Here is a 26,037-nt window from a genome sequence, read left to right as displayed (position 1 = left end):
CCCCGCGGAAACCGCGTAAACCGTATATTCCCGCACATGGCAATCAAGGAACCCGACGCTCCTGCTGTCGGCGGCAAGGGGCTGCAGGCGGGTGCCCTTGGCCTCGTCGGCAATATCGTCATCGGCCTCGCCGCCGTGGCTCCCGCCTACAGCCTCGCCGCCACACTCGGCTACGTCGTGCTCGCGGTCGGCGACAGGGCGCCGTCGATGTTCGTCCTCGCGTTCATTCCGATGCTGCTCGTCGCATTCGCCTACAAGGAGCTGTCACAGGACACCCCCGACTGCGGCACCACGTTCACGTGGGGCACGAAGGCGTTCGGTCCGTGGATCGGATGGATCGGCGGATGGGGTCTTGCTGTGTCGGCGATCATCGTGCTGGCCAACGTGGCCGAGATCGCGGCCATCTACATGTTCAAGTTCCTGGGCTTCGAAGACCTCGCCGAAACCCTGTGGACCAAGGTGCTGCTCGGCGTGTTCTTCATCGTCGCAATGACACTGCTCAGTGCGCGGGGCATCGTGGTGTCCGAACGCGTGCAGAACATCCTGATCGCCATTCAGTTCGGAGTGCTGATCATCGTCAGCATCATCGCGCTCGTTCGTGTGTTCTCCGGAACGGCCGGCGCGCAGGCGGTCACGCCACAGCTGTCCTGGCTGTCACCGGGCGGACTGGACGTGTCGTCGATCGCGCAGGCCATCATCCTGTGCATCTTCATCTACTGGGGCTGGGACGCCTGCCTGGCCGTCGGCGAGGAGACCAAGAACCCTGGCCGCACGCCTGGAATCGCCGCCGTGGTCACGACCCTGATCCTGGTCTGTACCTACGTGCTCGTCGCGTATGCGGTGCAATCGTTCTCCGGTTTCAGCGATGTGGGAATCGGGTTGAACAACCCCAACAACACCGACGACGTGCTCACTGTTCTCGGTAAACCGGTCGCGGGGGTCATCGCGCATTCCCTACTGCTGCTCACCATCTCGGTTTCGGCGCTGTCGTCGACCCAGACGACCATCCTGCCCACCGCGCGCGGCACTCTGTCGATGGCGGTGTACGAGGCGATTCCCAAGCGGTTCGCGCGCGTCCATCCTCGTTACATGACGCCGGCGTTCGGCACCCTTGTGATGGGCGGGGCGGCGTTATTCTTCTACCTCCTACTGACCGTCCTGTCGGAGAATGCGCTTGCCGACTCCGTGGCATCGCTTGGGCTCGCGGTCGCGTTTTATTACGGCATCACCGCGTTCGCGTGCGTGTGGTACTTCCGCAGGACACTTTTCTCGTCGGCTCGAAACTTGTTCTTCCGCGGCGTTTTCCCGTTGCTCGGCGGAATCGCGATGGCGGTGGCGTTCGGTATAAGCGCCAAGGACATGATCGCTCCCGACTACGGCTACACGGCGTTCGGGCCGATCGGTGGCGTGTTCGTCCTCGGGGTCGGCATGCTGGTGCTCGGCATTCCCCTGATGTTGGCGTGCTTCGCCTTCGGCACCAAGCGGTTCTTCCGTGGTGAAACGCTGAACGCCGATACCGAAGTCAAGGTCCCGGATACCTTCTGAAAGGTCAGGCCCTGCAATGCATTTGACTGTCGGCTACCTAGCCACCCCCACCGGAGACGACGGGGTCGCACTGGCAAGCGCCCTGGCTAAGACCTTCGACGCCCAGGTCGATGTCGTTATCGTTGTGCGGCAGGAACTTCCGGATGGCCATCCGGGCCGCGCCGAGTACCAGCAGATGCTCGTCGAGCGTGGCGAGGACTGGATCTCCCGGGCAATCGACCGGCTCACCGCCAACGGTGTCAGCGCATCGTCCACCGTGATGGTGGGTGAGTCGTTCGCCGAATCGCTCGTCGGTTTCGCCGAACAGAAGGATTCTGACCTCATCGTGGTCGGAGGCGCGCGCGACGGGTTCTTCGGTGGCCACACGATCGGACCGGTCACCGGTGCCCTGTTGCACTCCTCGCCGATTCCGGTGGCGCTGGCCCCGCGTGGTTACGCGGACGACCCCGACGAGACATTCGCCGCCGTGACCGCCGCGGTGCCGACGCGTCCCGGTGACGACAACCCGCTGCCGTTCGCGATCACCCTCGCCAGCGCTGCCAACCTGGCTATCCGGATGCTCTCACTGGTGTCGTCGGAGAACCTCACCGAGGCCGCCAACGCGCGCGAGGTGCGTCAACTCCAAAGGGCTGCTGCCGAGGAGAACCTTGCGGTCGCGGCGCGCGCGCTGCCGGACGCACCCGAGATCGAATCGCTTGTCGCCGACGGCATGACGTTGGAGTCCGCGCTGAAGAAACTCCGGTGGGACGACGGCGATCTGCTCGTCGTCGGTTCCGCTCGCTTCGCGGCGCCCCGACGGATCTTCCTTGGGTCGACGGCCGCGCGCATACTGGCCGGCGTCGACGTGCCGGTGATCGTGGTCCCCAAGGGCGATTAGCGCTGCGACTCCGCGACATCGCGGAGTTCGCCGGCGTGGTGTCGGGTGAAGTACTTCCTACCTGCGAAGAACAGGACGAGCACCACCGCCCACGACAACAGGCTCAACAGCAGCTGCGAGCGCAGCTTGTCGTCGAAGAACATCTGCACCAGGATCGCAAGCATCGCAACGGTTGTCAGAATCGACAGCGCCGGGAACAACCACATTTTGAGCGTCAGTTCGGTGTCGCGGTTGCGGTAGCGCAGCACGATCTGCGAGATCGCGATGAGGATGTAGACGAACAGGATGATCGCGCCGCTCGAGTTGAGCAAGAACGCGAAGATGGTGTCCTCGGCGAATGCGGCGGCGATGACGCACGCGAAGCCGACGATGGACGAGAACAGGATCGCGTTGGCGGGTACGCCGCGGCGGGTGAGGTGCATCAGGCGTTCGGGCGCCTCGCTGCGGGCGGAAAGGACGAACAGCATGCGCGAGGCCGTGTACATGCCCGAGTTCAGACAGCTCAATACAGCCGTCAACACGACCGCATTCATGATGTGGTCGGCGTACGGGATTCCCATTTGGGTGAAGGCGGCGACGAATGGCGAGCCATCGCTCCCGTGGTCGTTCCAGGGCACGATCGTCACCAGCAGGAACACCGAGCAGACGTAGAAGAGCAAGATGCGCCAGATGACCGAATTGGCCGCCTTCGCGACCGCTTTCTCGGGATCGGTCGACTCGGCGGCCGCGATCGTCGCGATCTCCGGGCCGACCATCGAGAAGATCACCGTGACGATGCCAACGGTGATGACGCCCGCGCCCAGCGGCAGGAACCCTCCGTGTGCGGTCAGGTTTGAGAAGTCCATCGATCGGCCCGGCCACAGCCCGAGCACGAAGCACGCGCCGACGGCGATGAAGGCCAGGATGGCGGCGACCTTGATGCCCGCGAACCAGAACTCGAACTCGCCGTAGGACTTGACGGAGAAGAGGTTGGTCGCGGTCATCAGCACCATGAAGATCAAGGCGCACAACCACAATGGGACGTCGATCCAGAACTGCACGATCTTCGCACCCGCGATCGCCTCGAAACCGACGACGATCACCCAGAAGTACCAGTAGAGCCAGCCGACCGAGAAGCCTGCCCACTGACCGAGCGCATCGCGGGAGTAGTCGGCGAACGATCCCGTCGACGGTCTGGCCACTGCCATTTCGGCCAGCATCCGCATGACCATGATGATCAGCACACCGGACAGCGCATAGGTCAGGAAGACGCCGGGCCCGGTATCAGACATCACCACGCCGGAGCCGACGAAGAGGCCGGCGCCGATCACACCGCCGATGGCGATCATTCGCAGCTGCCGCTGACTGAGAGCCTTCTTCAGTTCCGGGCCGGTCGAATGCGCTGTCGTTGCACTCATGGCACACCTCCGTCGCAGGACAGAGGGTGGGTACCCAATTGTGACGTGGATTACCGCTTCGTGCCAGGTCAGATGATTCAGCTCCGCTGGCGCTTCGTGAATATCGTCCGGTGCCAGTCCTTTTCGGCCACACCGGTGATATCGCTCATCACGTGCTTGATCGTGAGGTATTCCTCGAGCGAGTACTGACTCATGTCCTTGCCGAACCCGGAGGCGGCAAACCCGCCGTGTGGCATCTCGCTGATGATCGGGATGTGGTCGTTGATCCACACGCACCCCGCGTTGATTTCCCGTGACGCCCGCTGAGCGCGGTACACGTCGCGCGTCCACGCCGATGCGGCCAGGCCGTATTTCGTGTCGTTGGCCTGGCGTAGCGCGTCGTCGTCATCAGTGAACGACCGCACCGTCAGGACCGGGCCGAAGATCTCGTCGCGATACACCTCGGACTGCTCGTCGACGTCGGCGATCAACGTCGGACGGTAGAACGATCCCGGCAGCTCGGGTGCCACGCCTCCGGTGACGACGCGGCCACCCTGGCCGGGTGCGCGCTCGACCATTCCGGCCACCTTCGCGCGATGCGCCATCGAGATCAGCGGGCCCAGATCGGTTTCGGGGTCCTGCGGGTCACCGACGACGATGCTGCTCATCACCTCGCCGACACCGGCGACGAAGTCGTCGTAGAGCTCTCGAGCCACGATCGCGCGGGTCGCGGCCGTACAGTCCTGTCCGGTGTTGATGAGCGCCCCCGCGACGGCGCCCTGAATGGCGGCGTCCAGGTCGGCGTCGTCGAACACCACGAAGGGCGCCTTGCCGCCCAACTCCAGCTGTGTGCGGTGGCCGTGCACGGCAGCCGCGGCCATCACCTTGCGTCCCACCGGGGTTGAGCCCGTGAAGGTGACCACGTCGACGTCGGTGTGTCCGGCGAGGGCGGTGCCGACGTCTCCCCCGGCTCCGGTCACCACGTTGAAGACCCCGTCGGGCAGGCCCGCCTCGGTGGCCAACCGCGCGAGCGTCAGCGTCGTGAGCGGCGTGAGCTCGGCGGGTTTGATGACCACGCTGCATCCGGCTGCCAATGCGGGCAACACCTTCCACACCGCCATCTGCAGCGGGTAGTTCCACGGCGTGATCGTAGCTACCACCCCTACCGCCTCGCGTCGGATGCTCGACGTGTGGTCGGCGGAGTACTCCGCGGTGGCCTTGCCCTCGAGGTGTCTGGCGGCGCCCGCGAAGAAGTCGATGTTGTCGATGCTGCCGGGCACGTCGAACTCCGTCGCCAGTCGCACCGGCTTTCCGGTCTGGCTGACTTCCTCGGCGACGATCGCCTCCGCGTTCTCCGCGACGAGGGCGCCGAGCTTGGCGAGGACGCCGGCACGGTCCACCGGTGTCGCGGTGGCCCACTGCCGAAGCGCGGCGCGGGCCGAGGCCACCGCCCGGTCGACGTCGCCGGGAGTCGCAAGCGCCATCTCCGCCACGGTCGATCCGTCGGCGGGATTGATCACCTGGTGTACGCCGCCGCCGGTGACCACGGGAGCCCCGTCGATCCAGCTGCCTGCCAACTTAGTGGGCACGGTCGCGGGAGAAGACACAGTCATCGTCCAACGCTAACCGACTTCGACCGGCCAAGCTACGCATTCCTGCAGCGCCAAGCCACCGAAACGCGTGATTTCATGGTCATAGTTGCTTGCCACGACGGATTCCGTGCACAATCTCATGCATGGCTACCCCGGGTATCGGGCCCGTGTCGTTCCGCGTCAACCAGTCCAGACCTGGCGCGGCGTTTCAGCTCGATGACTTGTCCAAACAGATCATCGAGAAGCTGCAGCAGGACGGCAGACGCTCCTATGCCGGCATCGGCAAGGCTGTCGGCCTCTCCGAGGCCGCGGTACGCCAGCGCGTCCAGCGCATGGTCGACGCGGGAGTCATGCAGATCGTCGCCGTCACCGATCCGATGCAACTGGGCTTCGCGCGCCAGGCCATGATCGGCATCAAGTGCACCGGGGACACCACCAAGGTGGCCGAGAAGCTGGCCACCATCGAGTCCGTCGACTACGTGGTCCTGACGGCGGGTTCGTTCGACGCCATCGTCGAAGTCGTCTGCGCGGACGACGATGACCTTCTCGACCTGCTCAACACCCAGATCCGCGCACTTCCGGGAGTGATATCAACCGAGACACTTGTTTACCTGAAACTCGTTAAGCAGCAATACAATTGGGGTACAAGATGACTGCAACCGATATCAGCCCGGACACCGCCGAGCTGGGCGCCACCGCGAATCGCCACCTGTGGGGACACTTCGCGCGCCACGGCGCCGGCATCACGCCGCCGATCATCACCCGCGGCGAAGGTGTCCACATCTGGGACAGCAAGGGCAAGAGCTACATCGACGGCCTGTCGGGCCTGTTCGTCGTACAGGTCGGCCACGGCCGCAAGGAACTGGCGGAGGCCGCGGCAAAGCAGGCCGAGACGCTGGCGTTCTTCCCGCTGTGGTCCTATGCGACGCCGACGGCGATCGAGCTGTCCGAACGGATCGCGGGGTACGCACCGGGCGATCTGAACCGCGTGTTCTTCACAACCGGCGGCGGCGAGGCCGTCGAGTCGGCGTGGAAGCTGGCCAAGAACTACTACAAACTGACCGGCAAACCCGGTAAGCACAAGGTGATTTCGCGTGCCATCGCCTATCACGGCACCCCGCAGGGTGCCTTGGCGATCACCGGCCTGCCCGATTTCAAGCAGCAATTCGAGCCGCTCACCCCGGGCGGTTTCCGTGTCCCCAACACCAACTTCTACCGCGCGCCCGCGCTCTACGAGAACGACTCGAAGGCGTTCGGTCAGTACTGCGCCGACCGCATCGCCGAGGCGATCGAGTTCGAGGGTCCTGACACCGTGTGCGCGGTCTTCCTGGAACCGGTGCAGAACGCTGGCGGCTGCTTCCCGCCACCTCCGGGGTATTTCGAGCGCGTCCGCGAGATCTGCGACGAGTACGACGTGCTGTTGGTGTCCGACGAAGTGATCTGTGCCTACGGCCGAATCGGTTCGATGTTCGCCTGCGACGACTTCGGGTACGTACCCGACATCATCACCTGCGCAAAGGGTTTGACGTCGGGCTACTCGCCGATTGGCGCGATGATCGCCTCTGACCGACTGTTCGAACCGTTCAACGACGGCAAGACGACATTCGCGCACGGTTACACGTTCGGCGGCCATGCGGTGTCGTCCGCGGTGGCGCTGGCCAACCTGGACATCTTCGAGCGCGAGGGTCTCAACGCCCACGTCAAGGAGATGGCGCCGGCCTTCCGTGCGACGCTCGAGCAGCTCTACGACCTTCCGATCGTCGGCGACGTCCGCGGCGAGGGGTTCTTCTATGGCATCGAACTAGTCAAGGACAAGACCACCAAGGAAACGTTCAACGACGAGGAGAGCGAGCGGCTGCTGCGCGGCTTCCTGACCCCCGCCCTCTTCGAGGCGGGCCTGTACTGCCGCGCCGATGACCGCGGCGACCCGGTCGTTCAGCTGGCGCCACCGCTGATCAGCGGTCAGAAGGAATTCGACGCGATCTACCAGATCCTGCACGGCGTCCTCGACGAAGCCAGCCGGAGGCTCTAAGGAGCCGGTCAGCTGCGGTAGAACAGAGCGGGCGGTAACGGACGCAAGCCGCCCCCGCTATTGCGGGCCGCGAACTGCACTGTGGCGTCGCTGAATTCGTCGCCGATATCCAGCACGCCCGCAACGGCGAACCGACTGAGCATGCCGGCGGTCAGGAACGAGAACCGGTCACCGGGGGTCACCTCGTCTTCATTCGACAACTTGTCGGATCGCAGGCCGAAAATCACCGGCTCCACACCGGCCAGGTACAGCCACAGCGACGAGTAGAGGCGATCCCCCGGGCCGGCCGCAGGAAGTACGGCGTGGTGAAACGGGATGCCGTCAGCCGACGACGCGAGCAGAAAATCCTGATCGCGTTGGGGTCCGTGGTAATCGGGCAACTTGATGCAGGCCGTCCGTACCAGTGAACGACGGTCGTTCGCGAGCTCCTCCGCCGCGGCGAATCGGATCACCGCCTCGGCCGGCGTCCCGGTGTGGAATACCCGCGAAACGCCGGGGGCGTGCGGTTGCGCATCGATCGTCAACGTGGCGCGAAAAGTCGGGCCTGGGCGGGCGAACAATCCGGCCCGAAGGGGGCTGATACCGCCCGCTAACCCGGACAATGTCGCCTCGATTGCAGCAGTGACGTCAGACATCTTGTCCTTTCGCTGGATGACTGGTCGGGTTTCCCGGCATGTCCTACTGACAAACCCGGCGACAGTGAAAGTTCGCGTAACGACCTGCCGCAATTCAGCTTCGGCGAAACTTGAAAGGTGCCTGCCAAACAGCCCAAGCCGCCGATCGACCCCGTCCGCTGGACTCCGCCACCGGTCGACCCGCTGCCGGACTTTCCTTCCGCGGAGCTGACGGTCGTCGCCGTGCCCGGCGATGCGCCCGAGGATGTTGTCGTCGACAATGACGGCCAGATCTGGGCCGGGCTGATCGACGGGAAGATCATCCGCATCCCACCTGACGGGGGCGCACCCGCGGTGGTCGCGCAGATCGACAACCGGCCGCTGGGTCTGCACGTCGCGCGGGACGGCCGGCTGCTGGTCTGCAGCAGTCCCGGCGGTCTGCTCGCGCTCGACCCGGCCAGCGGCGCTGTCGAGACGCTGGTGGCTGAGGTTGACGGACGGGCTCTGCAATTCTGCTCGAACGTCACCGAATTAGCCGACGGCACAATTTATTTCACCGAATCGACCAGCGCGTTCACCTACGAGCACTTCCTCGGACCGATCTTCGAGGCCCGCAATCGCGGCAGCGTGTTCCGTCGCGATCCTGACGGGACGGTGCTCACCGTGGTCGCGGGGTTGTACTTCGCCAACGGCATCACGCCGACGGCCGACGGGTCGGCCCTGGTGTTCGCCGAGACCCAGGCACGGCGGTTGTCGAAGTACTGGCTCACCGGCAACAAGGCCGGCACGGTGACGCCGCTCGCGGTCAACCTGCCGGGCAGCCCGGACAACTTGTCGACGGGTGCCGACGGACGGATCTGGTGCGCGATGGTGTCGGCCACCAACGCCATCGCGGAGCTGTTGCCCAAGAGCCCGCCGTGGTTGCGCAAGCTGCTGTGGCGACTGCCCGACCGGACGCAGCCCAAGATCAAGCCGATCGTGTGGGCGGTGGCGTTCGACCCGGACAGTGGCAAGCCGGTCGCCGGTGTGCGCACCGAGCATCCCGATTTCGGTTTGGTGACCGGTCTGGTCGAAGTGGGCGACAGACTGTGGCTGGGCTCGATCGGCTCGGCGGCCGTGGCGCACGTGGATCTGGCGGCGACGGCGCTGCGCTGAAGGGCTGCAGACCCATACCCCAGCAAGTCACATTTGAAACTCCAATCACACTAGTCACAGCGCGCCTCCCGGCAAACCCTGTCTAAAACGCCTAATCTGCGCACACCATGGCGAATGTACGAACCTCGTCCAAGCGCGCTGCTGCCCTGGTGGCGGCCCTGTTTCTGTTGACTTCTCCCGCGGTGGCCGCGGCCCAACCGGACGCGGCGCCGGATACCAACGCGTGCCCGTACAAGCAATCGACACCACCGGCCGTCGACGCCTCCGAGGTGCCCAAACCGGGCCAGGCCGCTCCCGGTCCGCTGCCCGTCCCGGCCAAGCCGATGGGCGGCGATGCGCTCTCGGGCTGCGGCGTCATCACCGCGCCCGGCACCCCGCCGCTGCCCAACGATGTCTCCGCCGAGGCGTGGCTGGTCGCCGATCTGGACACCGGAGACGTGATCGCCGCCAAGGACCCGCACGGCAGGCACCGGCCCGCGAGCATCATCAAGGTCCTCGTCGCGATGCAGGCCATCAAAGACCTGCCGATCCACAGGGTCGTCCCGGGCACCGCCGAAGATTCGGCGCAGGAGGGTACCAAGGTCGGAGTCGGCGAGAACGGCCACTACTCCATCAACGACCTGCTGCACGGTCTGCTGATGTACTCGGGCAACGACGCGGCGCACGCGCTGGCGGCTCAGATGGGCGGGATGGAAACCACCATCGGCAAGCTCAACGTGCTCGCGGACAAGCTCGGCGGACACGACACCCGGGTCGCGACACCGTCGGGACTCGACGGTCCTGGCATGAGCACATCGGCCTACGACATCGGCTTGTTCTACCGATATGCCTGGCAGAACCCGATTTTCAGCGACATCGTCAGTACCCGCAGCTTCGACTTCCCCGGCCGCGGTGATGTCGGCTATCCCATCGAGAACGACAACAAGCTGCTCGCCAACTACCCCGGTGCCCTCGGCGGCAAGACCGGGTTCACCGACGACGCGGGCCAGACGTTCGTCGGCGCGGCCAACCGCGACGGCCGCCGACTGGTGGCGGTGCTGTTGCGCGGGACCCGCCAGCCGATCGCCCCCTGGGAGCAGGCGGCGCATCTGCTGGACTACGGCTTTGCGACGGCGCCGGGCACCAAGGTCGGCACGCTGATCGAGCCCGACCCGTCGCTGCTCGCGCCGAAGCCGGAGACGGCCGCCAACGCCCAAGCGCTCAATGCCGCACCGGTGCTGCCCGACATGGAGGCCACACCCGTACGCGTCGGTGTGGGCATCGTCGGCTCGATCATCGTCTTCGGGCTCATCATGGCTGCCCGGTCACTCAATCGTCGTCCGCAGCACTGAGACCCGTTACGGCCCCCACGCCGGACGGGGCAGCGCAGCCGACTTCTTGCCGAGCTTTCCCGAGCGCACCTGCGCGGCAAGGCTGTCCAGGATCACCCGCGAGCTCATCAGCGCCGTCTGCTCCGCCCAGTCGTACGGCGGTGAGCATTCGACGACCTCGATACCGGCCAGCCCGGGCTCCGAGACCATCTTGACCAGGTTCAGCGCTTCCCGCGGCAGCAGTCCTCCCGGTTCGGGCCAGCCGGTGCCAGGTACGAATCCCGCGTCGATCACGTCGATGTCGAAAGACAAATAAACCGCTTTGGCGCCCTTCCACGCGATTTCGAGCGCCATCTCGGCGATCTTCTCGACGCCGACGCGTTCCACATCGCCGACCGTGATGACCGTCGACTTGCGTGCACGACCAACCTTCACGCCCTCGCGCGGGCTCTGCCAGCCGCCGATACCGATCTGCACGAGGTTTGTCGCGGGCGCGTTCTTGATGTTGGTGGCATGGAACCAAGGGGTGGTGTGCATCCGTTCGTCGAGGTCGGTCTCCTGAGTGTCGACATGGCGGTCGAAGTGGATGATGCCGATGTTGCCGTCCATGTACGGCGCCAGACCGCGGATCGTCGGGAAGCCGATCGAGTGGTCGCCCCCGAGCACGATGGGCATGACGCCCTTCTGCGCGACGTGCGCCATCGCCTGACTGATCTGATCGAACGACTTCTCCAAGTTGCCCGGAATGGTGAACACGTCGCCGATGTCGACCATGTTCAGCTGCTCGCGCAGATCGACTCCGGACTCGTAGTTGTATGTGCCGAACAGGTTGGTGGAGCGGCGAATTCCTTGCGGACCGAACCGGGTGCCAGGCCGGTAGGTGGCACCGGCGTCGAGGGGCACGCCGAAGATCGCGACCTCGGCGTCGTCGACCTCGTTGACGTCCTCGATGAACGGGCACTTGAGGAACGTGCCGCGCTCGCCGGCGAAGTGCGGCTTCTCCCCGCGGACGAACGTGGAGATCGTCCGGTCGTTGATGGTGGGGGCGGCCTCCAGGCCGTAGCTCAGGCCGCGATCGATCTCCTCACGCAACCGGCGATCGCCGAGATTGGCCTCTACTTGCTGTGCCCACGCCCCTTCGGCGTTCGGCAGGGACGGATCGCGGGTGAATTCGTCGCCATCGGACATGAGAACTCCTCAAGCGTCGTCTTGTCGCTGACCGGGTACGACGCACCTCGTCCGGGGCGCAGTTCGCACGGCGCCTGCCGTCATTGTTGGCACGTGGCGCTATCCCTGTCCAGCGCTGAAGGAAACGCATCGTTAACACCGATCGCGATCGGCCGTAACGAGCGGGGTCTTTTCTGACGTGGACTCACAGAGAGTTGTGGGGCGCGTCTAGGGTTCCGCCGTTCGCGGGTCTGGTCCGAGAGACGCAGGCGACCGGGCAGCGATGTCGGGTCGTTCCACGGCGGGACAAAAGCCCGGGAGGCCTTATCCCTCGTCGGAGGCTCCGCTTCCGCACGACCCATGGGAGGTCCCCCTCATGATTCTTCTCGGCGTGGCGATCAGCATCGCCGTTGTCGTGGCCGTCGGCTTCTATGTGTCCAAACGCATCGAGGGCGACAGCTCGAATTTCCTTGTCGGCGGTCGGATGTTGCCCTTCTGGCTCGTCGGCGGCGCACTCATGGGCGCGGCCGTCGACACCAACGCGACCCTCGGCAACACCGACCTCGCCTTCGAGTTCGGCTTCTGGGCCGGTGCGGCGCTGCCCCTGGGGTTGGCGCTCTGCCTGACGATCACCGGCATCTTCTTCGCCAAACCGATGAACCGGATGGGTCTGACGTCGTTTCCCGACTACTACCGTCTCCGGTTCGGGCGCTCGGTCGAGGTCGGCGCCTCCGTGCTCCTGGCCGTCGCGTTCTGCATGCTCGTGGCCGGCAACCTCGTCGCGGGCGGCTTCTTGTTCAACTACTTCCTCGGCATGCCCTACTGGCTGGGTGTGGTCCTGATCGCGGCAATCGCAGTGGCCTACACAGGAACCGGAGGCCTGATCGCCGACGCCTACACCGCGATCATCCAGATGGCACTGATCCTGATCGGCGCGATCGGGTTGTTCGTGTGGATGACCACGACGCACAGTCTCGATATCGCCGAGGGCACAGGGCCTTTGGCGCTCGGTCAGCTGTCGGACCCCGCGCAGGGCGCAGTCATCAACTGGGCGACGCTGATCGCCCTGGGCATCGGTGACATCGTCGCGATCGACTTCATGGCCCGCGTGTTCTCCGCGAAGTCACCCGAGGCCGCACGCAAGGCCTGTTTCACCGCTGCAGCGGGAACCGTCGCCATCTGCATCCCGTTCGGATTGGTTGTGCTGGCGGCACATTCGTTCATGCCCGCGGAACTCGACGGTCCGGTGCTGTTCGTCCTGCTGGACCAGTACGCCCCGGTCGGGCTGACGGTGCTGGTGCTGTGCGGGCTGGTCGGCGCGTCGATGTCCACCGCGAACGGCGCGATCCTGGCCATCTCCAATGTGTGCGTGCGTAACCTCGGCGGCGTCCGCCGGGTGCACGAGCCGGGCAAAAAGGATCCGCTGCTGAAGGCCACGCGCATCGCGATGGTGCCGATGACGCTGTTCTCGATCCTGTTCGCGATCTACGTGCAGCAGACCGGGATCTTGTTGACGCTCGCCTTCGACCTGATGCTGGCCTGCCTGACCGTGCCGTTCATCCTCGGGTTGGTGTGGCGGCGAGGAACCACCACGGCCGCCGTCGCCGCGATCGGCGTCGGATTCGTCGTCCGGATCGTGCTGTTCGTCATGACCCCGACGATGTTCGGAGTCGAGAACACGATCCTCTACATCCCGAACAACCTCATCAGCGCATCGTTCGACGGATGGCCCACGTTCATCGCATTCGCGGCCGGCCTCCTGACCTATGTCGCTGTGTCGCTGATGACACCACCCGCACCGCTACGCGGCCTGGACATTCAGGTCGCACAGGATGTCGACGACGCCCTGGATTCCACCACAGGGGCGGTCGAGGACAAGGCGCCTGCGCTCGCGGAGGAGGCGGCGCCGGTGTAGTTCAGCCGAGGCTCACGACCGGCGCGTCCATCGCGAGATACTCAGTGCGCCAACAGCGCCCATGGCAGCGGCGGCGAGAGCACCGCGCACCCCGATACCCTCGCGGTACTCGACGCGCGGGGTGATCCGCGCGGCGTTGGGCGGGTCGACCGGCGCGGCCTCCAGGTTGTCTCTCGACGTCGCGGCCCACGCGGTGGCGAAGAGAATGAGTCGTGAGGTGATGTAGGCGAACACCATCAGGCCCAACACCGGACCGAACGTCGCCCCGGCCGGGCCGGTCACCACCGACCGCAGGTAGATCGACGCCACCTGCTTGAAGACCTCGAAGGCCACCGCAGCCAGCAGGCCCGCCCTCAAAGCGCTTCGGAAGCTGACCGACTCCCGCGGCAATCGCGCGATGATCCAGGTGAACAACAGCCAGGTGATGAGCACCGATATCGCTAGGGACGCCACCCGCAGCGCTATGCTCACACCCGGAACATCCTCCAGTCCAAGCCATTTCAACACGCCCTTCATCGCGCCTGAACTGCCCAGCACGGTGAGGCCGATCGTGACGACCAGCGCGAGGAACAAACCCACCATGGCCGTCAGATCCGACAGCTTGGTGCGGATGAACCCTTTGGCCTCCTGCCGCGCCAGCCCCCACATCTGACTCAGCGCTTCACGCAGGTTCGCCATCCAGCCCAGGCCGGCCCATGCGGCGGTCGCGAGGCCGATGATGCCAACCGACGTGCGCGACTTGATCGCCGAGTCCATCAGCTCGACCAGCTGCTGTCCGATATCTCCGGACACTGTCGACTTGATGCGGGCCTGCATCTCGGCGAGCAACTCGGGCTGGCTCGCCAGAATGAAGCCGCCGATCGCGAACCCGACCATCAACATCGGAAAGAGCGCGAAGATCGTGAAGTACGTGATGCCCGCGGCGTAGAAGTCACCCTTGCTGTCCTGGTATCGCTCCTGGGCCCGCATCACGTGGTCGAACCAGTGATACCGCGCGCGGTAGCGATCGAGAATCCCGGGCTTGTCCTCGTCCGATTCACCCGGTTCGGACGGAGGTGTCATACGTGCCTCCAAGCGAGTTACGGGCGTTGACCGGGCATCGACTAGGTCGCGAGTAGAAACCCTAACCGGTCGTATACCCGCCGCAGCGTCTTTGAAGACACCTCTCTGGCACGCTCGGCACCGGCGGCCAGCGCTGCCTCGAGCTCGGCGGGATCGGTCATCAATTCGTCGACGCGTGCCTGGATCGGCGTCACGAACTCGACGACGGCCTCGGCGGTGTCGGCCTTCAGGTCGCCATAGCCGCGGCCGGCATAACCCTCGACGAGCTTGTCGACGTCAGTGCCGGTGATCGCGGACTGGATGGTCAGCAGGTTGGAGACGCCGGCTTTGGCGGCCGGGTCGTAGCGGATCTCGCGCTCACTGTCGGTGACCGCCGACCGGATCTTCTTCGCAGTCTTCTTCGGATCGTCGAGCAGGCTGATCAGCCCCGCGTCGGTGGCCGCGGACTTGCTCATCTTCGCGGTGGGGTCCTGCAGGTCGTAGATCTTGGCGGTGGCCTTCTGAATCAGCACGTCGGGCACCACGAAGGTGTCCGGAAAGCGGGCGTTGAACCGCTGCGCGACATCACGGGCCAGCTCCAGATGCTGACGCTGATCTTCTCCGACCGGAACGAGATCGGTGTCATATAGCAACACGTCGGCGGCCATCAGCACCGGATAGGTGAACAGCCCGACAGTGGTGGCCTCGGCGCCTTCCTTCTGCGACTTGTCCTTGAACTGTGTCATTCGCGATGCCTGGCCGAAACCGGTGAAACAGCCCAGCACCCAAGCGAGTTCGGCATGTTCGGGGACCTGGCTCTGCACGAAGACGGTGGATCGCGACGGGTCGATGCCAAGTGCCAAGTACTGCGCGGCGGTCACCAGAGTGCGCCGCCGCAACTGCTCGGGATCCTGCGGGACTGTGATCGCGTGCAGATTGACCACGCAGAAGAAGGCGTCGTAGTCGTCCTGCATGCCCACCCACTGCTTGATGGCGCCCAGGGCGTTGCCCAGGTGCAGAGAGTCAGACGTGGGTTGGACACCAGAAAAGACGCGACGCGCAGTGCTCATGATGCGTCAATCTTGGCACGCTCAGCCAATGGCTTTTTGGGCGCTCTGCTCTCGGGACTCCTCGATGGCCCTGCGTGCGAACACCCAGCGTTCGGTGATCGCCAGCTGGCTGCGGCCCCGGCCCAGGAAGGTGATGAACCACGAGTACACCGCGACGATGCGGTTTCGGCTGCCCACGAGGTAGTACAGGTGCAAGCCCAGCCAGGCCAGCCAGGCCAGGAATCCGCCGAACTCGACCTTGCCGATCTGGCATACCGCGCTGAACCGCGAGACGGTGGCCATGCTGCCTTTGTTCAAGTACTTGAACGGCTTTCGTTCCGCCGGAGCCGAGTTCTTGAGTTCGCTCTTGATCTGTTTGGTGGCATAAACCGCGCCCTGAATCGCACCCTGCGCCATCCCGGGCACGCCGGGAACGCTCATCAGGTCGCCAATGACGTAGACGTTCGGATGCCCTTTGACGGTGAGGTCGGGCTCGACCACGACCCGTCCGGCCCTGTCCGTCTCGGTACCTTCGGACTGTTCGGCGATCAGCTTGCCCAGCGGGCTCGCCTGCACACCGGCTGACCAGACCTTGACGGCGGCCTCGATTCTCGTCTCTTCACCGTCCGCGCCACCTTCCCTGACGGTCAGTCCCAGGTAATCGACATCGGTGACCATTGTGTTCAGCTTGACCTCGACGCCCATCTTCTCCAGGCGGCGCTGCGCCTTAAGCCCGAGTTTGGGGCCCATGGGTGGCAGCACCGCGGGCGCGGCCTCGACGAGAATCACCCGGGCGTGGGTCGGGTCGATGGTCCGGAACGCTCCTTTCAACGTCCGGTCCGCGAGTTCGGCGATCTGGCCGACGACCTCGACACCGGTCGGCCCTGCGCCGACGACGACGAACGTCAGCCGGCGCTTGCGCTCGGCTTCCGACGTCGTCACCTCGGCCGCCTCGAAGGCACCGAGGATCCGGCCGCGTAGTTCCAGCGCGTCGTCGACGGTCTTCATGCCGGGCGCGAAGGCCTCGAAATGGTCGTTGCCGAAATAGGACTGCTGCGCACCCGCAGCCACGATCAGGCTGTCGAACGGCGTGACCCGCTCCCAGTCGAGCAGCTTGGAGGTGACGGTCTTGTTCTTCAGGTCGATGCCCACGACGTCGCCGAGCAAAACTTCGGCATTCTTGTTCTTGCGCAGGATGATTCGCGTCGCGGGCGCGATCTCGCCGACCGACAGGATGCCCGTCGCGACCTGATACAGCAGCGGCTGGAACAGGTGGTGGGTCGTCTTCGCGATGAGCGTGACGTCGACGTCCGCGCGCTTGAGGTGCTTGGCCGCGAACAGGCCGCCGAAGCCGGACCCGATGATGACGACGCGGTGGCGCCGGGGAGCGCTGGTCTCGACGGTCATGGGCCGACCTTAACCCGAATACTCGACGGTGACCGGGGCGTGGTCGGACCAGCGCAGCGCATAGGCCTCGGCGCGCTCGACCCGCGCGGACACCGCCCGCGCCGCCAGCCCTGCGGTGGCCAGCTGATAGTCGATCCGCCAGCCTGCGTCGTTGTCGAACGCGCGGCCGCGCCAGGACCACCACGCATACGGGCCGGGAACATCCGGATTCAGCACCCGCGCCACGTCGACCCACCCGGAGGCCAGCAGATCGGTGAGCCAGGCCCGCTCGCTGGGCAGAAAGCCCGACTTCTTGATGTTGCCCTTCCAGTTCTTGATGTCGTTCTCGGTATGCGCGATATTCCAGTCGCCGCACATGACGGCATCGCGGCCGGCCGCGGCCAACGCCGCCATCCGCGCCGCGAGAGTCGCCATAAACCGCTCCTTCTCCAACTGGCGCGGCGTATCCGCCTCACCGGTCTGGATGTAGAGGCTGGCGACCGTCATCCCTGCGGTGTCGGCCTCCAGGTAGCGGCCGTGCGTCCCGAATTCGTCGGAGTCCATCAACCGCGTCGCCTCGATCGGATGCCGGGAGAGGACCGCAACGCCGCTGCGCCCCTTGATATGTGGTTCCGCCGACGCCAGGTGCCACCCGTCGGCCAGCACCGGCGCCAGCGCCGTCGCGAGTTGGTCGTCGTCGGCGCGGGTTTCCTGCAGGCACACGACGTCGGCGGTGGTGGCGGCGAACCACGGCAGCAGCCCGAGGTTCTCCGGTGACCGTTCCTTGATCGCTGCGCGAATGCCGTTGACGTTGATGGTGCTGACAATCACGGGTCCAGACCCTAGCCATGAACCTCGAGACAGGCTTGCGGTACCGGCGGTATCACCTTTAGTGTCGGGCAGATGAGCGAGCGCGCACCGATACACCTGGGCTCAGGCGAGCCGATGCTTTTGCTGCATCCGTTCATGATGTCTCAGAACGTCTGGAAAGGCGTCGCCCCGCTGATTGCTGACACCGGTCGGTACGAGGTTCTGGCGCCCACGATGCCCGGCCACAACGGCGGGGTCAAAGGCAGGTTCTTCCTGGACACCGCCGAGCTGGCCGACGACATGGAACGCCGGATGGACGAGCTCGGCTGGGATACCGCGCACATCGTCGGCAACTCGCTGGGCGGCTGGACGGCGTTCGAGCTGGCGCGCCGCGGCCGGGCCCGCACGCTGACCGGTATCGCCCCAGCCGGCGGCTGGACCCGCTACACCCCCGCCAAGTTCGAGATCGTGTTCAAGTTCGTCGCCGGTCTGCCCGTCTACCTGGGCGCCAAGGTGCTCGGCCAGCGTGCGCTGAAGCTGCCGTATGTCCGACAGCTCGGTTTCGTGCCGATCAGCGCGAAAGCGGACCGCCTCAACGACGAGCAGTGGCTCGACATCATCGACGACGTCACCCACTGCCCGGCGTACTACCAGCTGCTGGCCAAGTCCCTACTGATGCCTGGCCTGATGGAACTCGCCGAGGCCAAGACGCCGACGCATCTGGTCATCTGCGAGAAGGACCGGGTGCTGCCGCATCCGCGGTTCACCCGGCACTTCACCACCCACCTACCGCAGTCCACGGAGGTGACGCATCTCGACGACGTCGGGCACATCCCGATGTTCGAGGCACCGCGCCGGGTCGCCGACCTGATCGTCGAGTTCACCGACCGCTACGCGACGCCTCCCCCGCACGAAGCCATCGGTTAGCTACGCGCGGACTCCAGCGTCGAGTTCAGCGTCTTGCTCGGCCGCATGATCGCGGTGGTCTTCTCCGGATCCGGCCAGTAGTAGCCGCCGATGTCCACCGAATCCCCTTGCACCTGCGCAAGTTCGGACACGATCGCGTCCTCGTTCTCCTTCAGCGACTTCGCCAGGCTCGCGAAGTGGTCGGCCAGCTCCTGATCCTCGGTCTGCTCCGCGAGTTCGGCCGCCCAGTACATCGCGAGGTAGAACTGGCTGCCGCGGTTGTCGAGCTCGCCGGTCTTACGCGACGGACCCTTGTCGTTCTCGAGCAGCTTGCCGATCGCGCCGTCGAGCGTCTTGCCCAACAGCGTGGCCCGCTTGTTGCCGGTCTTGTCGCCAAGATCCTCGAAGCAGGCCCCCAGCGCGAGGAACTCGCCGAGCGAATCCCACCGCAGGTGGTTCTCCTCGACCAGTTGGTGAACGTGCTTGGGCGCCGAACCGCCAGCACCCGTCTCGTACATTCCACCGCCCGCCATCAGCGGCACGATCGACAACATCTTGGCGCTGGTGCCCAGCTCGAGAATCGGGAACAGGTCGGTGAGGTAGTCGCGCAGGATGTTTCCGGTGACGGCGATGGTGTCCTGGCCGCGGGTCGCCCGCTCCAGCGTGTACCGCATGGCCCACACCTGCGGCATGATCTGAATCTGCAGACCCTCGGTGTCGTGGTCCTTCAGGTACTCCTTCACCTTCTTGCGGAGTTCGACCTCGTGTGGACGCTCGGTGTCGAGCCAGAACACCGCCGTCATATTGGAAGCGCGGGCACGGGTGACGGCCAGCTTCACCCAGTCCCGGATCGCCGCGTCCTTGGTGACGGGCATCCGCCAGATGTCGCCCTCCTCGACGTCCCACGACAGCAGCACCTCACCGCTGTCGATGTCGACGATGTCGGCGACGCCGTCCTCGGGGATCTCAAAGGTCTTGTCGTGGCTGCCGTACTCCTCGGCCTTCTGCGCCATCAGGCCGACGTTCGGCACGGTGCCCATGGTGGTCGGATCGAACTGACCGTTGGTCTTACACCAGTTGATCATCTCCTGATAGATGCGGGAGAACGTCGACTCGGGGTTGACCGCCTTGGTGTCCTTGGTCCGCCCGTCGGCGCCGTACATCTTGCCGCCGAGACGGATCATGGCGGGCATCGACGCGTCCACGATCACGTCGCTCGGCGAGTGGAAGTTGGTGATTCCCTTGGCCGAATCCACCATGGCCAACTCGGGACGGTGCTCGTGCACGTCGTGGATGTCCTGAATGATCTGCTCACGCTGGAACGACGGCAGCGACTCGATCTTGTTGTACAGGTCGACCATTCCGTTGTTGACGTTGACGCCCAGCTCGTCGAGCACGTCCTGGTGCTTGGCGAAGGCGTCCTTATAGAAGACCTTCACGCAGTGACCGAACACGATGGGGTGGCTGACCTTCATCATCGTCGCCTTGACGTGCAGGGAGAACATGACGCCAGTCTTGTACGCGTCCTCGATCTGCTGCTCGTAGAACTCGACGAGCGCCTTCTTGCTCATGAACATGGAATCGATGACGTCGCCGTCCTGCAGCGCCGTCTCGGGCTTGAGCACAATCGTGTTGCCGCCCTTGGTCTTCAGCTCCATGCGGACCTTGCGATCCTTGTCGAGCGTCATCGACTTCTCGCCGTGGTAGAAATCGCCATCCTTCATGGTCGCCACGTGCGTACGCGACGCCTGGGAGAACTCGCCCATGCTGTGCGGGTGCTTGCGCGCGTACTCCTTGACGGCGTTGGGAGCACGGCGGTCTGAGTTTCCTTCGCGCAGAACAGGGTTCACCGCACTACCGAGGATCTTGCCGTAGCGCTGGTTGAGCTCCTTCTCCTCGTCGCTCTTCGGCTGCGCGGGATAGTCGGGAATCGCGTAGCCCTTCTCCTGCAGCTCCTTGATCGCGGCGTAGAGCTGCGGGACGGACGCGCTGATGTTGGGCAGCTTGATGATGTTGGTGTCGGGCGACTGCGTCAGCTTCCCGAGCTCGCCCAGGTTGTCCGGCACACGCTGGTCTTCTTCGAGGTGATCGCCGAACTCAGCCAGGATGCGCGCCGCCACCGAAATGTCGCTCGTTTCGACATTGATCCCCGCCGGATCGGCGAAGGTCCGAATGATCGGCAGAAAGCCATAGGTCGCAAGCAGCGGCGCCTCGTCGGTCAGGGTGTAGATGATGGTCGGCTGCTCTTGGCTCATGTGATGGTCTCCCGGCGTCTTCTCGGTCAGATCTGCGGCTATCAGTATTACGTCGAACACGACGCTACGCGGGGGCCACGGTGCGTTCCCGGGCGGACTTCAGCTACTGACGGGTAGCTTTTCGGCCCGCCTCATTGAGGCTGCTGGCACACAATGAACCCGGTGAGATAGTCTGTCGTCGGTCATGAGTGCCAGCGTCAAGCCCCGGCTTGCTGGCCGGCAACCCTCCAACCGCGGTGGGGTGCTCCGGGTGAAGACCAGGTTGAGTAGCCACTAGCGAGTGGCTGCCGGCAAGCGCGGGTCCGTTCGACGGGCCCCCTGACACACAGATGGAGGGCCATTCCATGAGCGCGCCAGAAGACCCGACCCAACAGTGGGCGTTCGAAACCAAGCAGGTACACGCCGGCCAAACTCCGGATGTCGCAACCAACGCGCGTGCCCTGCCGATCTACCAGACCACGTCGTACACGTTCAACAGCACCGAGCACGCCGCTGCGCTGTTCGGCCTCGCCGAGCCGGGCAATATCTACACCCGGATCATGAACCCGACGCAGGATGTCGTCGAGCAGCGCATCGCGGCGCTCGAGGGCGGCGTCGCGGCGCTGTTCCTGGCTTCCGGTCAAGCCGCCGAGCACTTCGCGATTCTCAACCTGGCCAATGCGGGCGATCACATCGTCTCCAGCCCGCGGCTCTACGGCGGCACCTACAACCTGTTCCACTACACGCTGCCCAAGATCGGCATCGAGGTCAGCTTCGTCGACGACGCTGACGACCTGGACTCGTGGCGGGCCGCCGTGCGCCCCAACACCAAGGCGTTCTTCGGCGAGACGATCTCGAACCCCCAGATCGACATCCTCGACATTCCAGGGGTTGCCGGCGTCGCACACGAGGCAGGTGTGCCGTTGATCGTCGACAACACGATCGCGACGCCATACCTGATCCAGCCGCTGGCCCACGGCGCGGACATCGTCGTGCACTCGGCCACCAAGTACCTCGGCGGTCACGGCGCGGCGATCGCCGGTGTCATCGTCGACGGCGGCACCTTCGACTGGACCAACGGCAAGTTCCCCGGATTCACCACACCCGACCCGAGCTATCACGGCGTGGTGTTTGCCGAACTCGGCCCTCCCGCATACGCATTGAAGGCGCGCGTTCAGTTGCTGCGCGATCTCGGCTCAGCGGCATCACCTTTCAATGCGTTCCTGGTCGCCCAGGGGCTGGAGACGCTGAGCCTGCGCGTCGAGCGGCACGTCCAGAACGCGCAAACGGTCGCCGAGTACCTCGCCGGGCGCGAGGACGTCATCTCCGTCAACTATGCGGGGCTGCCGACCTCACCGTGGCACCAGCTTGGAAAGAAGTTGGCCCCCAAGGGAACCGGTGCGGTGCTGGCGTTCGAGCTGGCGGGTGGCATCGACGCGGGTAAGGCGTTCGTCAACGCGCTCACGCTGCACAGCCACGTCGCCAACATCGGCGACGTGCGATCGCTGGTCATCCATCCCGCGTCGACGACTCATGCGCAGCTGTCGCCCGAGGAGCAGCTGGCCACTGGTGTCACACCGGGCTTGGTGCGCCTCGCAGTCGGGATCGAAGGTATCGACGACATTCTGGGCGATCTCGAACAGGGCTTCGCCGCTGCCAAGCAGTTCTCCGGGTCATCTGATCCCAAAGCCGCGGCGGCGTTCTGATGACATTGCTCGATAGGAAAGTCGAAGTGAACCCCCAATTTCTGCCCGCCCAAGGAGAAGTCGGCTACATCGACATCGGCCCTCTGGCGCTGGAGAACGGCGCCGTCATCGACGATGTCACCATCGCCGTGCAGCGCTGGGGTGAGCTTTCGCCCAACCGCGACAACGTGGTCGTCGTCCTGCACGCGCTCACCGGCGATTCGCACGTGACCGGTCCAACCGGTCCGGGCGTGGAGACCGAGGGCTGGTGGGAAGGCGTCGCCGGCCCCGGTGCGCCGATCGACACGAACCGCTGGTGCGCGGTCTCGACCAATGTGCTCGGCGGCTTCCGCGGATCGACCGGCCCGAGCTCGCCACACCCCGACGGAAAGGCCTGGGGATCCCGGTTCCCGCTCGTGTCGGTGCGTGACCAGGTCGAGGCCGACATCGCCGCACTCGAGGCGCTGGGCATCACCCAGGTCGCCGCGGTGGTCGGCGGTTCGATGGGTGGCGCTCGCGCACTGGAGTGGATCGTCGGTCATCCCGACAAGGTGCGCGCAGCGCTGGTGCTGGCCGTCGGGGCCCGCGCTACCGCCGACCAGATCGGGACCCAGAGCACACAGGTGGCGGCCATCAAGTCCGACCCGAACTGGTGCGGCGGCGACTACTACGACACCGGGCTGGTCCCGGAGACCGGCATGGAGATCGCACGCCGGTTCGCCCACCTCACCTATCGCGGTGAGGCCGAACTGGACGACCGCTTCGCCAACGACGCGCAGGGCGACGAGGATCCCTCGGCGGGGGGCCGCTATTCGGTGCAGAGTTACCTCGAATACCAGGGCCGCAAACTGTCGGCTCGGTTCGACGCGGGCACCTACGTGGCACTGACGGAATCCCTGTCCAGCCACGACGTCGGGCGCGGCCGCGGGGGCGTGGAGGCGGCGCTGCGCAGCTGCCCGGTTCCTGTCGTGGTCGGCGGCATCACCTCAGATCGGCTGTACCCACTGCGACTGCAGGAGGAATTGGCCGAGCTGCTTCCGGGTTGCACCCAACTGAACGTGGTCGACTCTATCTACGGCCACGACGGGTTCCTGGTCGAGACGGAGGCGGTGGGCGAATTGGTCCGCAAGACGCTGGAGTTGGCTGAGCGGTGACGAGCAGCCAGCAGCGCTCGCTGTCCTTCGGTGCGGAAGCCGCGGCATACGAGCGCGGCAGGCCGTCGTATCCGCCAGAGGCGATCGACTGGTTGCTTCCGGACGGGGCTCGCGACGTCCTCGATCTCGGTGCCGGGACGGGAAAGCTGACCACACGGCTGGTCGAACGCGGACTCGACGTAATCGCCGTCGACCCGATTCCGGAAATGCTCGAACTGCTGAGCAATTCGCTGCCCGACACGCCCGCGCTGTTGGGCACAGCGGAAGAGATCCCGCTCCCCGATGACAGTGTCGACGCCGTGCTGGTGGCACAGGCCTGGCACTGGTTCGACACCGAGCGCGCGGTCAAAGAGGTGGCGCGCGTGCTGCGGCCCGGCGGTCGGCTCGGCCTGGTGTGGAATGCCCGCGACGAGCGGCTGGGCTGGGTGAAGGATCTAGGCACGATCATCGGCCACGAGAACGCCCATTTCAACGAAACCACCACGCTGCCGGACGTATTCACCGATGTCGAACATCACCGAGTCGACTGGACCAGCTACCTGACACCGCAGGCACTCATCGATCTGGTCGCATCACGCAGCTACTGCATCACGTCGCCGGAGAAGGTGCGCACCAAGACTCTCGATCAGGTGCGCGAACTGCTGGACACCCATCCCGCACTGGCCAACTCCAACGGTCTGGCGCTGCCTTACGTCACGGTGTCCATCCGCGCGACGCTGTCCTAGACGCCGAACCAGCGGGTCAACGCGGCGGCGGGTGCATCGGTGGCGCTCAGTCACACACGTCGCAGCGTCGCGCATATTGCAGGAAGTCCGAGTAGTCCGCTGTGAAACATTGATCAGTGGGACTGAACGGGCCGCTGATGTTTGGGCCGTAAGTGACGACTGTTCGCTACGCCAATCAACGAAGCGCCAGTCCGCGCGCTCGATGGCTCCGAATACCTCTTGAGAGCACGTTTGCGGCGACCGTCGACGTGCGAAAACGAGGTCAAGAAGGTCCTGATGGGTGCAACGAAGCAGCGGTACGACGTCGCGATCGCCGGCGGCGGCCCGGCGGGGTCGGCAGCCGCGTGGAAGGCCGTGCAAACCGGAGCACGGGTCGTAGTTCTGGACAAAGCCACATTTCCCCGCGACAAGCCGTGCGGCGACGGTCTGACACCGCGAGCCGTCAGCTACCTACAAAAGATGGGATTGGCGGACGAAGTCGCGAAGTTCCATCGGCTCAATCGGGCGACGATCTTCAGTCCGTCCGAGTGGGAGTTGTCGTTCCCTCGACGACCCGGTATGCCCGATCACGGACATGGCATCCGTCGCACGCAACTGGACACGATGCTGCTCAGACACGCGGAAGTGGCGGGGGCTGAGGTACGAGAGTCCGCCGAGGTCGTCGGCCCGGTGCTCGACACCGACGGTCGGGTGACGGGCCTGGCTCTCAAGGGCGGCGAAGAAGTGCTGGCCGATGCGGTGATCGCCGCCGACGGCACGTACTCACCGGTCAAGCGCGCGCTCAAGCTCACGTCGAAATACAACGGCTACTCTGCGATCGCGATTCGCGCCGAAATGTCTGCGAACCGCCCGGACTCCGACTCCCTCGACATCCATTTGAAGGTGACCTTCAAGGGCGATCAATTGCCCGGCTACGGCTGGGTTTTCCCGCTCGGCGACGGCCGAGTCAACGTCGGACTCGGCTATGTCAACAGCTACAAGAAGTGGCACCAGATCAACTCCACCCAGCTCTTGAGCGAGTTCATGGCCACGCTGCCGCGGGACTGGGACCTGCCGTCGATCGATGAACTGCAACGGTCGAAGGCACTTCAGGGCTGGCGGCTCCCCATGGGCTTCACGGCGTGGCCGCCGTGGCGACCGGGGGTACTGTTCGCAGGCGATGCCCTTGGCGCGGCGAGGCCGGTCTCGGGTGCGGGCATTTCGAAGGCATTGCAGTCCGGTCTCGCCGCGGGAGAGTGTGCGATCGCCGCGCTCACCAACGGCGGACCAGAGGATTTCACCAACTACGAGCAGCAGGTGAACTCGATCTGGGGCCGAGAATATCGACACGGCAGGCTGTTTCACCGCCTGGTCGGCACACCGGCACTGACCAGTGCGGGACTCAAGCTGCTCGACGGCCTCAGCAACCCGAGGTTGCGTGCCCGGCTGTTGTTCTGGGAAAGCACCTTGTCGGGCAGCTGATCC

20 protein-coding genes, 1 pseudogene and 3 riboswitches are annotated in these 26,037 nt (G+C 65.1%); of the genes and pseudogenes, 12 read left to right on the top strand and 9 right to left on the bottom strand.

Annotated features, from left to right (window positions below):
* The first annotated feature begins 36 nt into the window (after nt 1–36).
* Nucleotides 37–1,545: an APC family permease gene (locus tag ACIA48_RS18630; protein WP_396734522.1), complete on the top strand. Its 1,509-nt coding sequence runs from the start codon at nt 37–39 to the stop codon at nt 1,543–1,545.
* Between the two features lie 16 nt (nt 1,546–1,561).
* Nucleotides 1,562–2,422: a universal stress protein gene (locus tag ACIA48_RS18625; protein ID WP_396734519.1), complete on the top strand. Its 861-nt coding sequence runs from the start codon at nt 1,562–1,564 to the stop codon at nt 2,420–2,422.
* A 41-nt stretch (nt 2,423–2,463) separates the two neighbouring features.
* Here the strand turns inward: ACIA48_RS18625 and ACIA48_RS18620 are convergent.
* Both ACIA48_RS18620 and ACIA48_RS18615 read right to left on the bottom strand, forming a co-directional pair.
* Nucleotides 2,464–3,819 (bottom strand): annotated as a pseudogene (locus ACIA48_RS18620) (amino acid permease); the annotation flags it as partial.
* Nucleotides 3,820–3,896: 77 nt separating this feature from the next.
* On the bottom strand, nt 3,897–5,411 hold the full coding sequence (locus tag ACIA48_RS18615; RefSeq protein ID WP_396734517.1) for a gamma-aminobutyraldehyde dehydrogenase: 1,515 nt from the start codon (nt 5,409–5,411) through the stop codon (nt 3,897–3,899).
* Nucleotides 5,412–5,533: 122 nt separating this feature from the next.
* On the opposite strand from ACIA48_RS18615, the gene ACIA48_RS18610 reads away from it, so the two are divergent.
* Entirely contained in the window at nt 5,534–6,043 is a 510-nt protein-coding gene (locus ACIA48_RS18610; RefSeq protein WP_396734514.1) for an Lrp/AsnC family transcriptional regulator, read from the top strand.
* Nucleotides 6,040–7,422: an aspartate aminotransferase family protein gene (locus ACIA48_RS18605; RefSeq protein WP_396734511.1), complete on the top strand. Its 1,383-nt coding sequence runs from the start codon at nt 6,040–6,042 to the stop codon at nt 7,420–7,422. Before ACIA48_RS18610 ends, ACIA48_RS18605 begins: the two co-directional genes overlap by 4 nt.
* A gap of 8 nt (nt 7,423–7,430) precedes the next feature.
* On the opposite strand, the gene ACIA48_RS18600 is transcribed toward ACIA48_RS18605, so the two are convergent.
* Nucleotides 7,431–8,057, bottom strand: a complete 627-nt coding sequence (locus ACIA48_RS18600; RefSeq protein WP_396734509.1) for a hypothetical protein — start codon at nt 8,055–8,057, stop codon at nt 7,431–7,433.
* A gap of 117 nt (nt 8,058–8,174) precedes the next feature.
* Between ACIA48_RS18600 and ACIA48_RS18595 the strand changes: the two genes are divergently transcribed.
* Both ACIA48_RS18595 and ACIA48_RS18590 read left to right on the top strand, forming a co-directional pair.
* Nucleotides 8,175–9,191 (top strand): SMP-30/gluconolactonase/LRE family protein, encoded by a 1,017-nt coding sequence (locus ACIA48_RS18595; RefSeq protein ID WP_396734507.1) that lies wholly within the window; start codon nt 8,175–8,177, stop codon nt 9,189–9,191.
* A gap of 107 nt (nt 9,192–9,298) precedes the next feature.
* Nucleotides 9,299–10,522 carry a D-alanyl-D-alanine carboxypeptidase family protein gene (locus ACIA48_RS18590; RefSeq protein ID WP_396734504.1) on the top strand — a complete coding sequence of 408 codons (1,224 nt, stop codon included), beginning with the start codon at nt 9,299–9,301 and terminating at the stop codon, nt 10,520–10,522.
* Nucleotides 10,523–10,528: 6 nt separating this feature from the next.
* On the opposite strand, the gene ACIA48_RS18585 is transcribed toward ACIA48_RS18590, so the two are convergent.
* Nucleotides 10,529–11,689 carry an agmatinase family protein gene (locus ACIA48_RS18585; RefSeq protein ID WP_396734502.1) on the bottom strand — a complete coding sequence of 387 codons (1,161 nt, stop codon included), beginning with the start codon at nt 11,687–11,689 and terminating at the stop codon, nt 10,529–10,531.
* 10 nt (nt 11,690–11,699) lie between these two features.
* A riboswitch (guanidine-III (ykkC-III) riboswitch) is annotated at nt 11,700–11,767 on the bottom strand.
* A gap of 118 nt (nt 11,768–11,885) precedes the next feature.
* Nucleotides 11,886–11,991: riboswitch (guanidine-I (ykkC/yxkD leader) on the top strand.
* A gap of 53 nt (nt 11,992–12,044) precedes the next feature.
* On the opposite strand from ACIA48_RS18585, the gene ACIA48_RS18580 reads away from it, so the two are divergent.
* Nucleotides 12,045–13,583, top strand: coding sequence for a sodium:solute symporter family protein (locus ACIA48_RS18580; protein WP_396734500.1), 1,539 nt, complete (start codon nt 12,045–12,047; stop codon nt 13,581–13,583).
* A 12-nt stretch (nt 13,584–13,595) separates the two neighbouring features.
* On the opposite strand, the gene yhjD is transcribed toward ACIA48_RS18580, so the two are convergent.
* From yhjD to ACIA48_RS18560, 4 genes are read right to left on the bottom strand one after another with little or no spacing between them, the layout of a single operon-like run.
* Nucleotides 13,596–14,645, bottom strand: coding sequence for an inner membrane protein YhjD (yhjD, locus tag ACIA48_RS18575; RefSeq protein WP_396734498.1), 1,050 nt, complete (start codon nt 14,643–14,645; stop codon nt 13,596–13,598).
* Nucleotides 14,646–14,686: 41 nt separating this feature from the next.
* Nucleotides 14,687–15,694, bottom strand: coding sequence for a tryptophan--tRNA ligase (gene trpS, locus ACIA48_RS18570; RefSeq protein ID WP_396734496.1), 1,008 nt, complete (start codon nt 15,692–15,694; stop codon nt 14,687–14,689).
* Nucleotides 15,695–15,715: 21 nt separating this feature from the next.
* Complete coding sequence (locus tag ACIA48_RS18565; RefSeq protein ID WP_396734495.1) at nt 15,716–17,080, bottom strand: NAD(P)/FAD-dependent oxidoreductase; 1,365 nt, start codon at nt 17,078–17,080, stop codon at nt 15,716–15,718.
* Nucleotides 17,081–17,089: 9 nt separating this feature from the next.
* Nucleotides 17,090–17,890 (bottom strand): exodeoxyribonuclease III, encoded by an 801-nt coding sequence (locus tag ACIA48_RS18560; RefSeq protein ID WP_396734493.1) that lies wholly within the window; start codon nt 17,888–17,890, stop codon nt 17,090–17,092.
* Between the two features lie 72 nt (nt 17,891–17,962).
* Between ACIA48_RS18560 and ACIA48_RS18555 the strand changes: the two genes are divergently transcribed.
* Nucleotides 17,963–18,796: an alpha/beta fold hydrolase gene (locus ACIA48_RS18555; RefSeq protein ID WP_396734490.1), complete on the top strand. Its 834-nt coding sequence runs from the start codon at nt 17,963–17,965 to the stop codon at nt 18,794–18,796.
* On the opposite strand, the gene ACIA48_RS18550 is transcribed toward ACIA48_RS18555, so the two are convergent.
* Nucleotides 18,793–21,030 carry an NADP-dependent isocitrate dehydrogenase gene (locus ACIA48_RS18550; RefSeq protein WP_396735084.1) on the bottom strand — a complete coding sequence of 746 codons (2,238 nt, stop codon included), beginning with the start codon at nt 21,028–21,030 and terminating at the stop codon, nt 18,793–18,795. The two genes, ACIA48_RS18555 and ACIA48_RS18550, sit on opposite strands and share 4 nt — an antisense overlap.
* A gap of 180 nt (nt 21,031–21,210) precedes the next feature.
* Nucleotides 21,211–21,333, top strand: a riboswitch (SAM riboswitch).
* 41 nt (nt 21,334–21,374) lie between these two features.
* Here ACIA48_RS18550 and ACIA48_RS18545 point away from each other — a divergent pair.
* The 4 genes from ACIA48_RS18545 (at nt 21,375) to ACIA48_RS18530 (ending at nt 26,034) form a co-directional block, all read left to right on the top strand.
* Complete coding sequence (locus ACIA48_RS18545; protein ID WP_396734487.1) at nt 21,375–22,715, top strand: bifunctional o-acetylhomoserine/o-acetylserine sulfhydrylase; 1,341 nt, start codon at nt 21,375–21,377, stop codon at nt 22,713–22,715.
* Nucleotides 22,715–23,848, top strand: a complete 1,134-nt coding sequence (locus ACIA48_RS18540) for a homoserine O-acetyltransferase (protein ID WP_396734484.1) — start codon at nt 22,715–22,717, stop codon at nt 23,846–23,848. The genes ACIA48_RS18545 and ACIA48_RS18540 overlap by 1 nt, the downstream gene beginning before the upstream one ends.
* Nucleotides 23,845–24,573 (top strand): class I SAM-dependent methyltransferase, encoded by a 729-nt coding sequence (locus tag ACIA48_RS18535; protein WP_396734481.1) that lies wholly within the window; start codon nt 23,845–23,847, stop codon nt 24,571–24,573. Before ACIA48_RS18540 ends, ACIA48_RS18535 begins: the two co-directional genes overlap by 4 nt.
* Nucleotides 24,574–24,849: 276 nt before the next feature.
* Complete coding sequence (locus ACIA48_RS18530) at nt 24,850–26,034, top strand: NAD(P)/FAD-dependent oxidoreductase (protein ID WP_396734479.1); 1,185 nt, start codon at nt 24,850–24,852, stop codon at nt 26,032–26,034.
* Nucleotides 26,035–26,037: the final 3 nt, after the last annotated feature.

The sequence above is a fragment of the Mycobacterium sp. NPDC051804 genome, from assembly GCF_044452905.1.
Taxonomy (GTDB): Bacteria; Actinomycetota; Actinomycetes; order Mycobacteriales; family Mycobacteriaceae; genus Mycobacterium.
Note: the sequence above shows the minus strand (reverse complement) of the source record. Positions and strands in the feature narration are given on the sequence as shown.

Bases quoted from the DNA above. Each gene is read 5' to 3' on its own strand.
- ACIA48_RS18630 (WP_396734522.1), top strand. From the start codon at position 37: ATGGCAATCAAGGAACCCGACGCTCCTGCTGTCGGCGGCAAGGGGCTG.
- ACIA48_RS18625 (WP_396734519.1), top strand. From the start codon at position 1,562: ATGCATTTGACTGTCGGCTACCTAGCCACCCCCACCGGAGACGACGGG.
- ACIA48_RS18615 (WP_396734517.1), bottom strand. From the start codon at position 5,411: ATGACTGTGTCTTCTCCCGCGACCGTGCCCACTAAGTTGGCAGGCAGC.
- ACIA48_RS18610 (WP_396734514.1), top strand. From the start codon at position 5,534: ATGGCTACCCCGGGTATCGGGCCCGTGTCGTTCCGCGTCAACCAGTCC.
- ACIA48_RS18605 (WP_396734511.1), top strand. From the start codon at position 6,040: ATGACTGCAACCGATATCAGCCCGGACACCGCCGAGCTGGGCGCCACC.
- ACIA48_RS18600 (WP_396734509.1), bottom strand. From the start codon at position 8,057: ATGTCTGACGTCACTGCTGCAATCGAGGCGACATTGTCCGGGTTAGCG.
- ACIA48_RS18590 (WP_396734504.1), top strand. From the start codon at position 9,299: ATGGCGAATGTACGAACCTCGTCCAAGCGCGCTGCTGCCCTGGTGGCG.
- ACIA48_RS18585 (WP_396734502.1), bottom strand. From the start codon at position 11,689: ATGTCCGATGGCGACGAATTCACCCGCGATCCGTCCCTGCCGAACGCC.
- ACIA48_RS18580 (WP_396734500.1), top strand. From the start codon at position 12,045: ATGATTCTTCTCGGCGTGGCGATCAGCATCGCCGTTGTCGTGGCCGTC.
- yhjD (WP_396734498.1), bottom strand. From the start codon at position 14,645: ATGACACCTCCGTCCGAACCGGGTGAATCGGACGAGGACAAGCCCGGG.
- trpS (WP_396734496.1), bottom strand. From the start codon at position 15,694: ATGAGCACTGCGCGTCGCGTCTTTTCTGGTGTCCAACCCACGTCTGAC.
- ACIA48_RS18565 (WP_396734495.1), bottom strand. From the start codon at position 17,080: ATGACCGTCGAGACCAGCGCTCCCCGGCGCCACCGCGTCGTCATCATC.
- ACIA48_RS18555 (WP_396734490.1), top strand. From the start codon at position 17,963: ATGAGCGAGCGCGCACCGATACACCTGGGCTCAGGCGAGCCGATGCTT.
- ACIA48_RS18550 (WP_396735084.1), bottom strand. From the start codon at position 21,030: ATGAGCCAAGAGCAGCCGACCATCATCTACACCCTGACCGACGAGGCG.
- ACIA48_RS18545 (WP_396734487.1), top strand. From the start codon at position 21,375: ATGAGCGCGCCAGAAGACCCGACCCAACAGTGGGCGTTCGAAACCAAG.
- ACIA48_RS18540 (WP_396734484.1), top strand. From the start codon at position 22,715: ATGACATTGCTCGATAGGAAAGTCGAAGTGAACCCCCAATTTCTGCCC.
- ACIA48_RS18530 (WP_396734479.1), top strand. From the start codon at position 24,850: ATGGGTGCAACGAAGCAGCGGTACGACGTCGCGATCGCCGGCGGCGGC.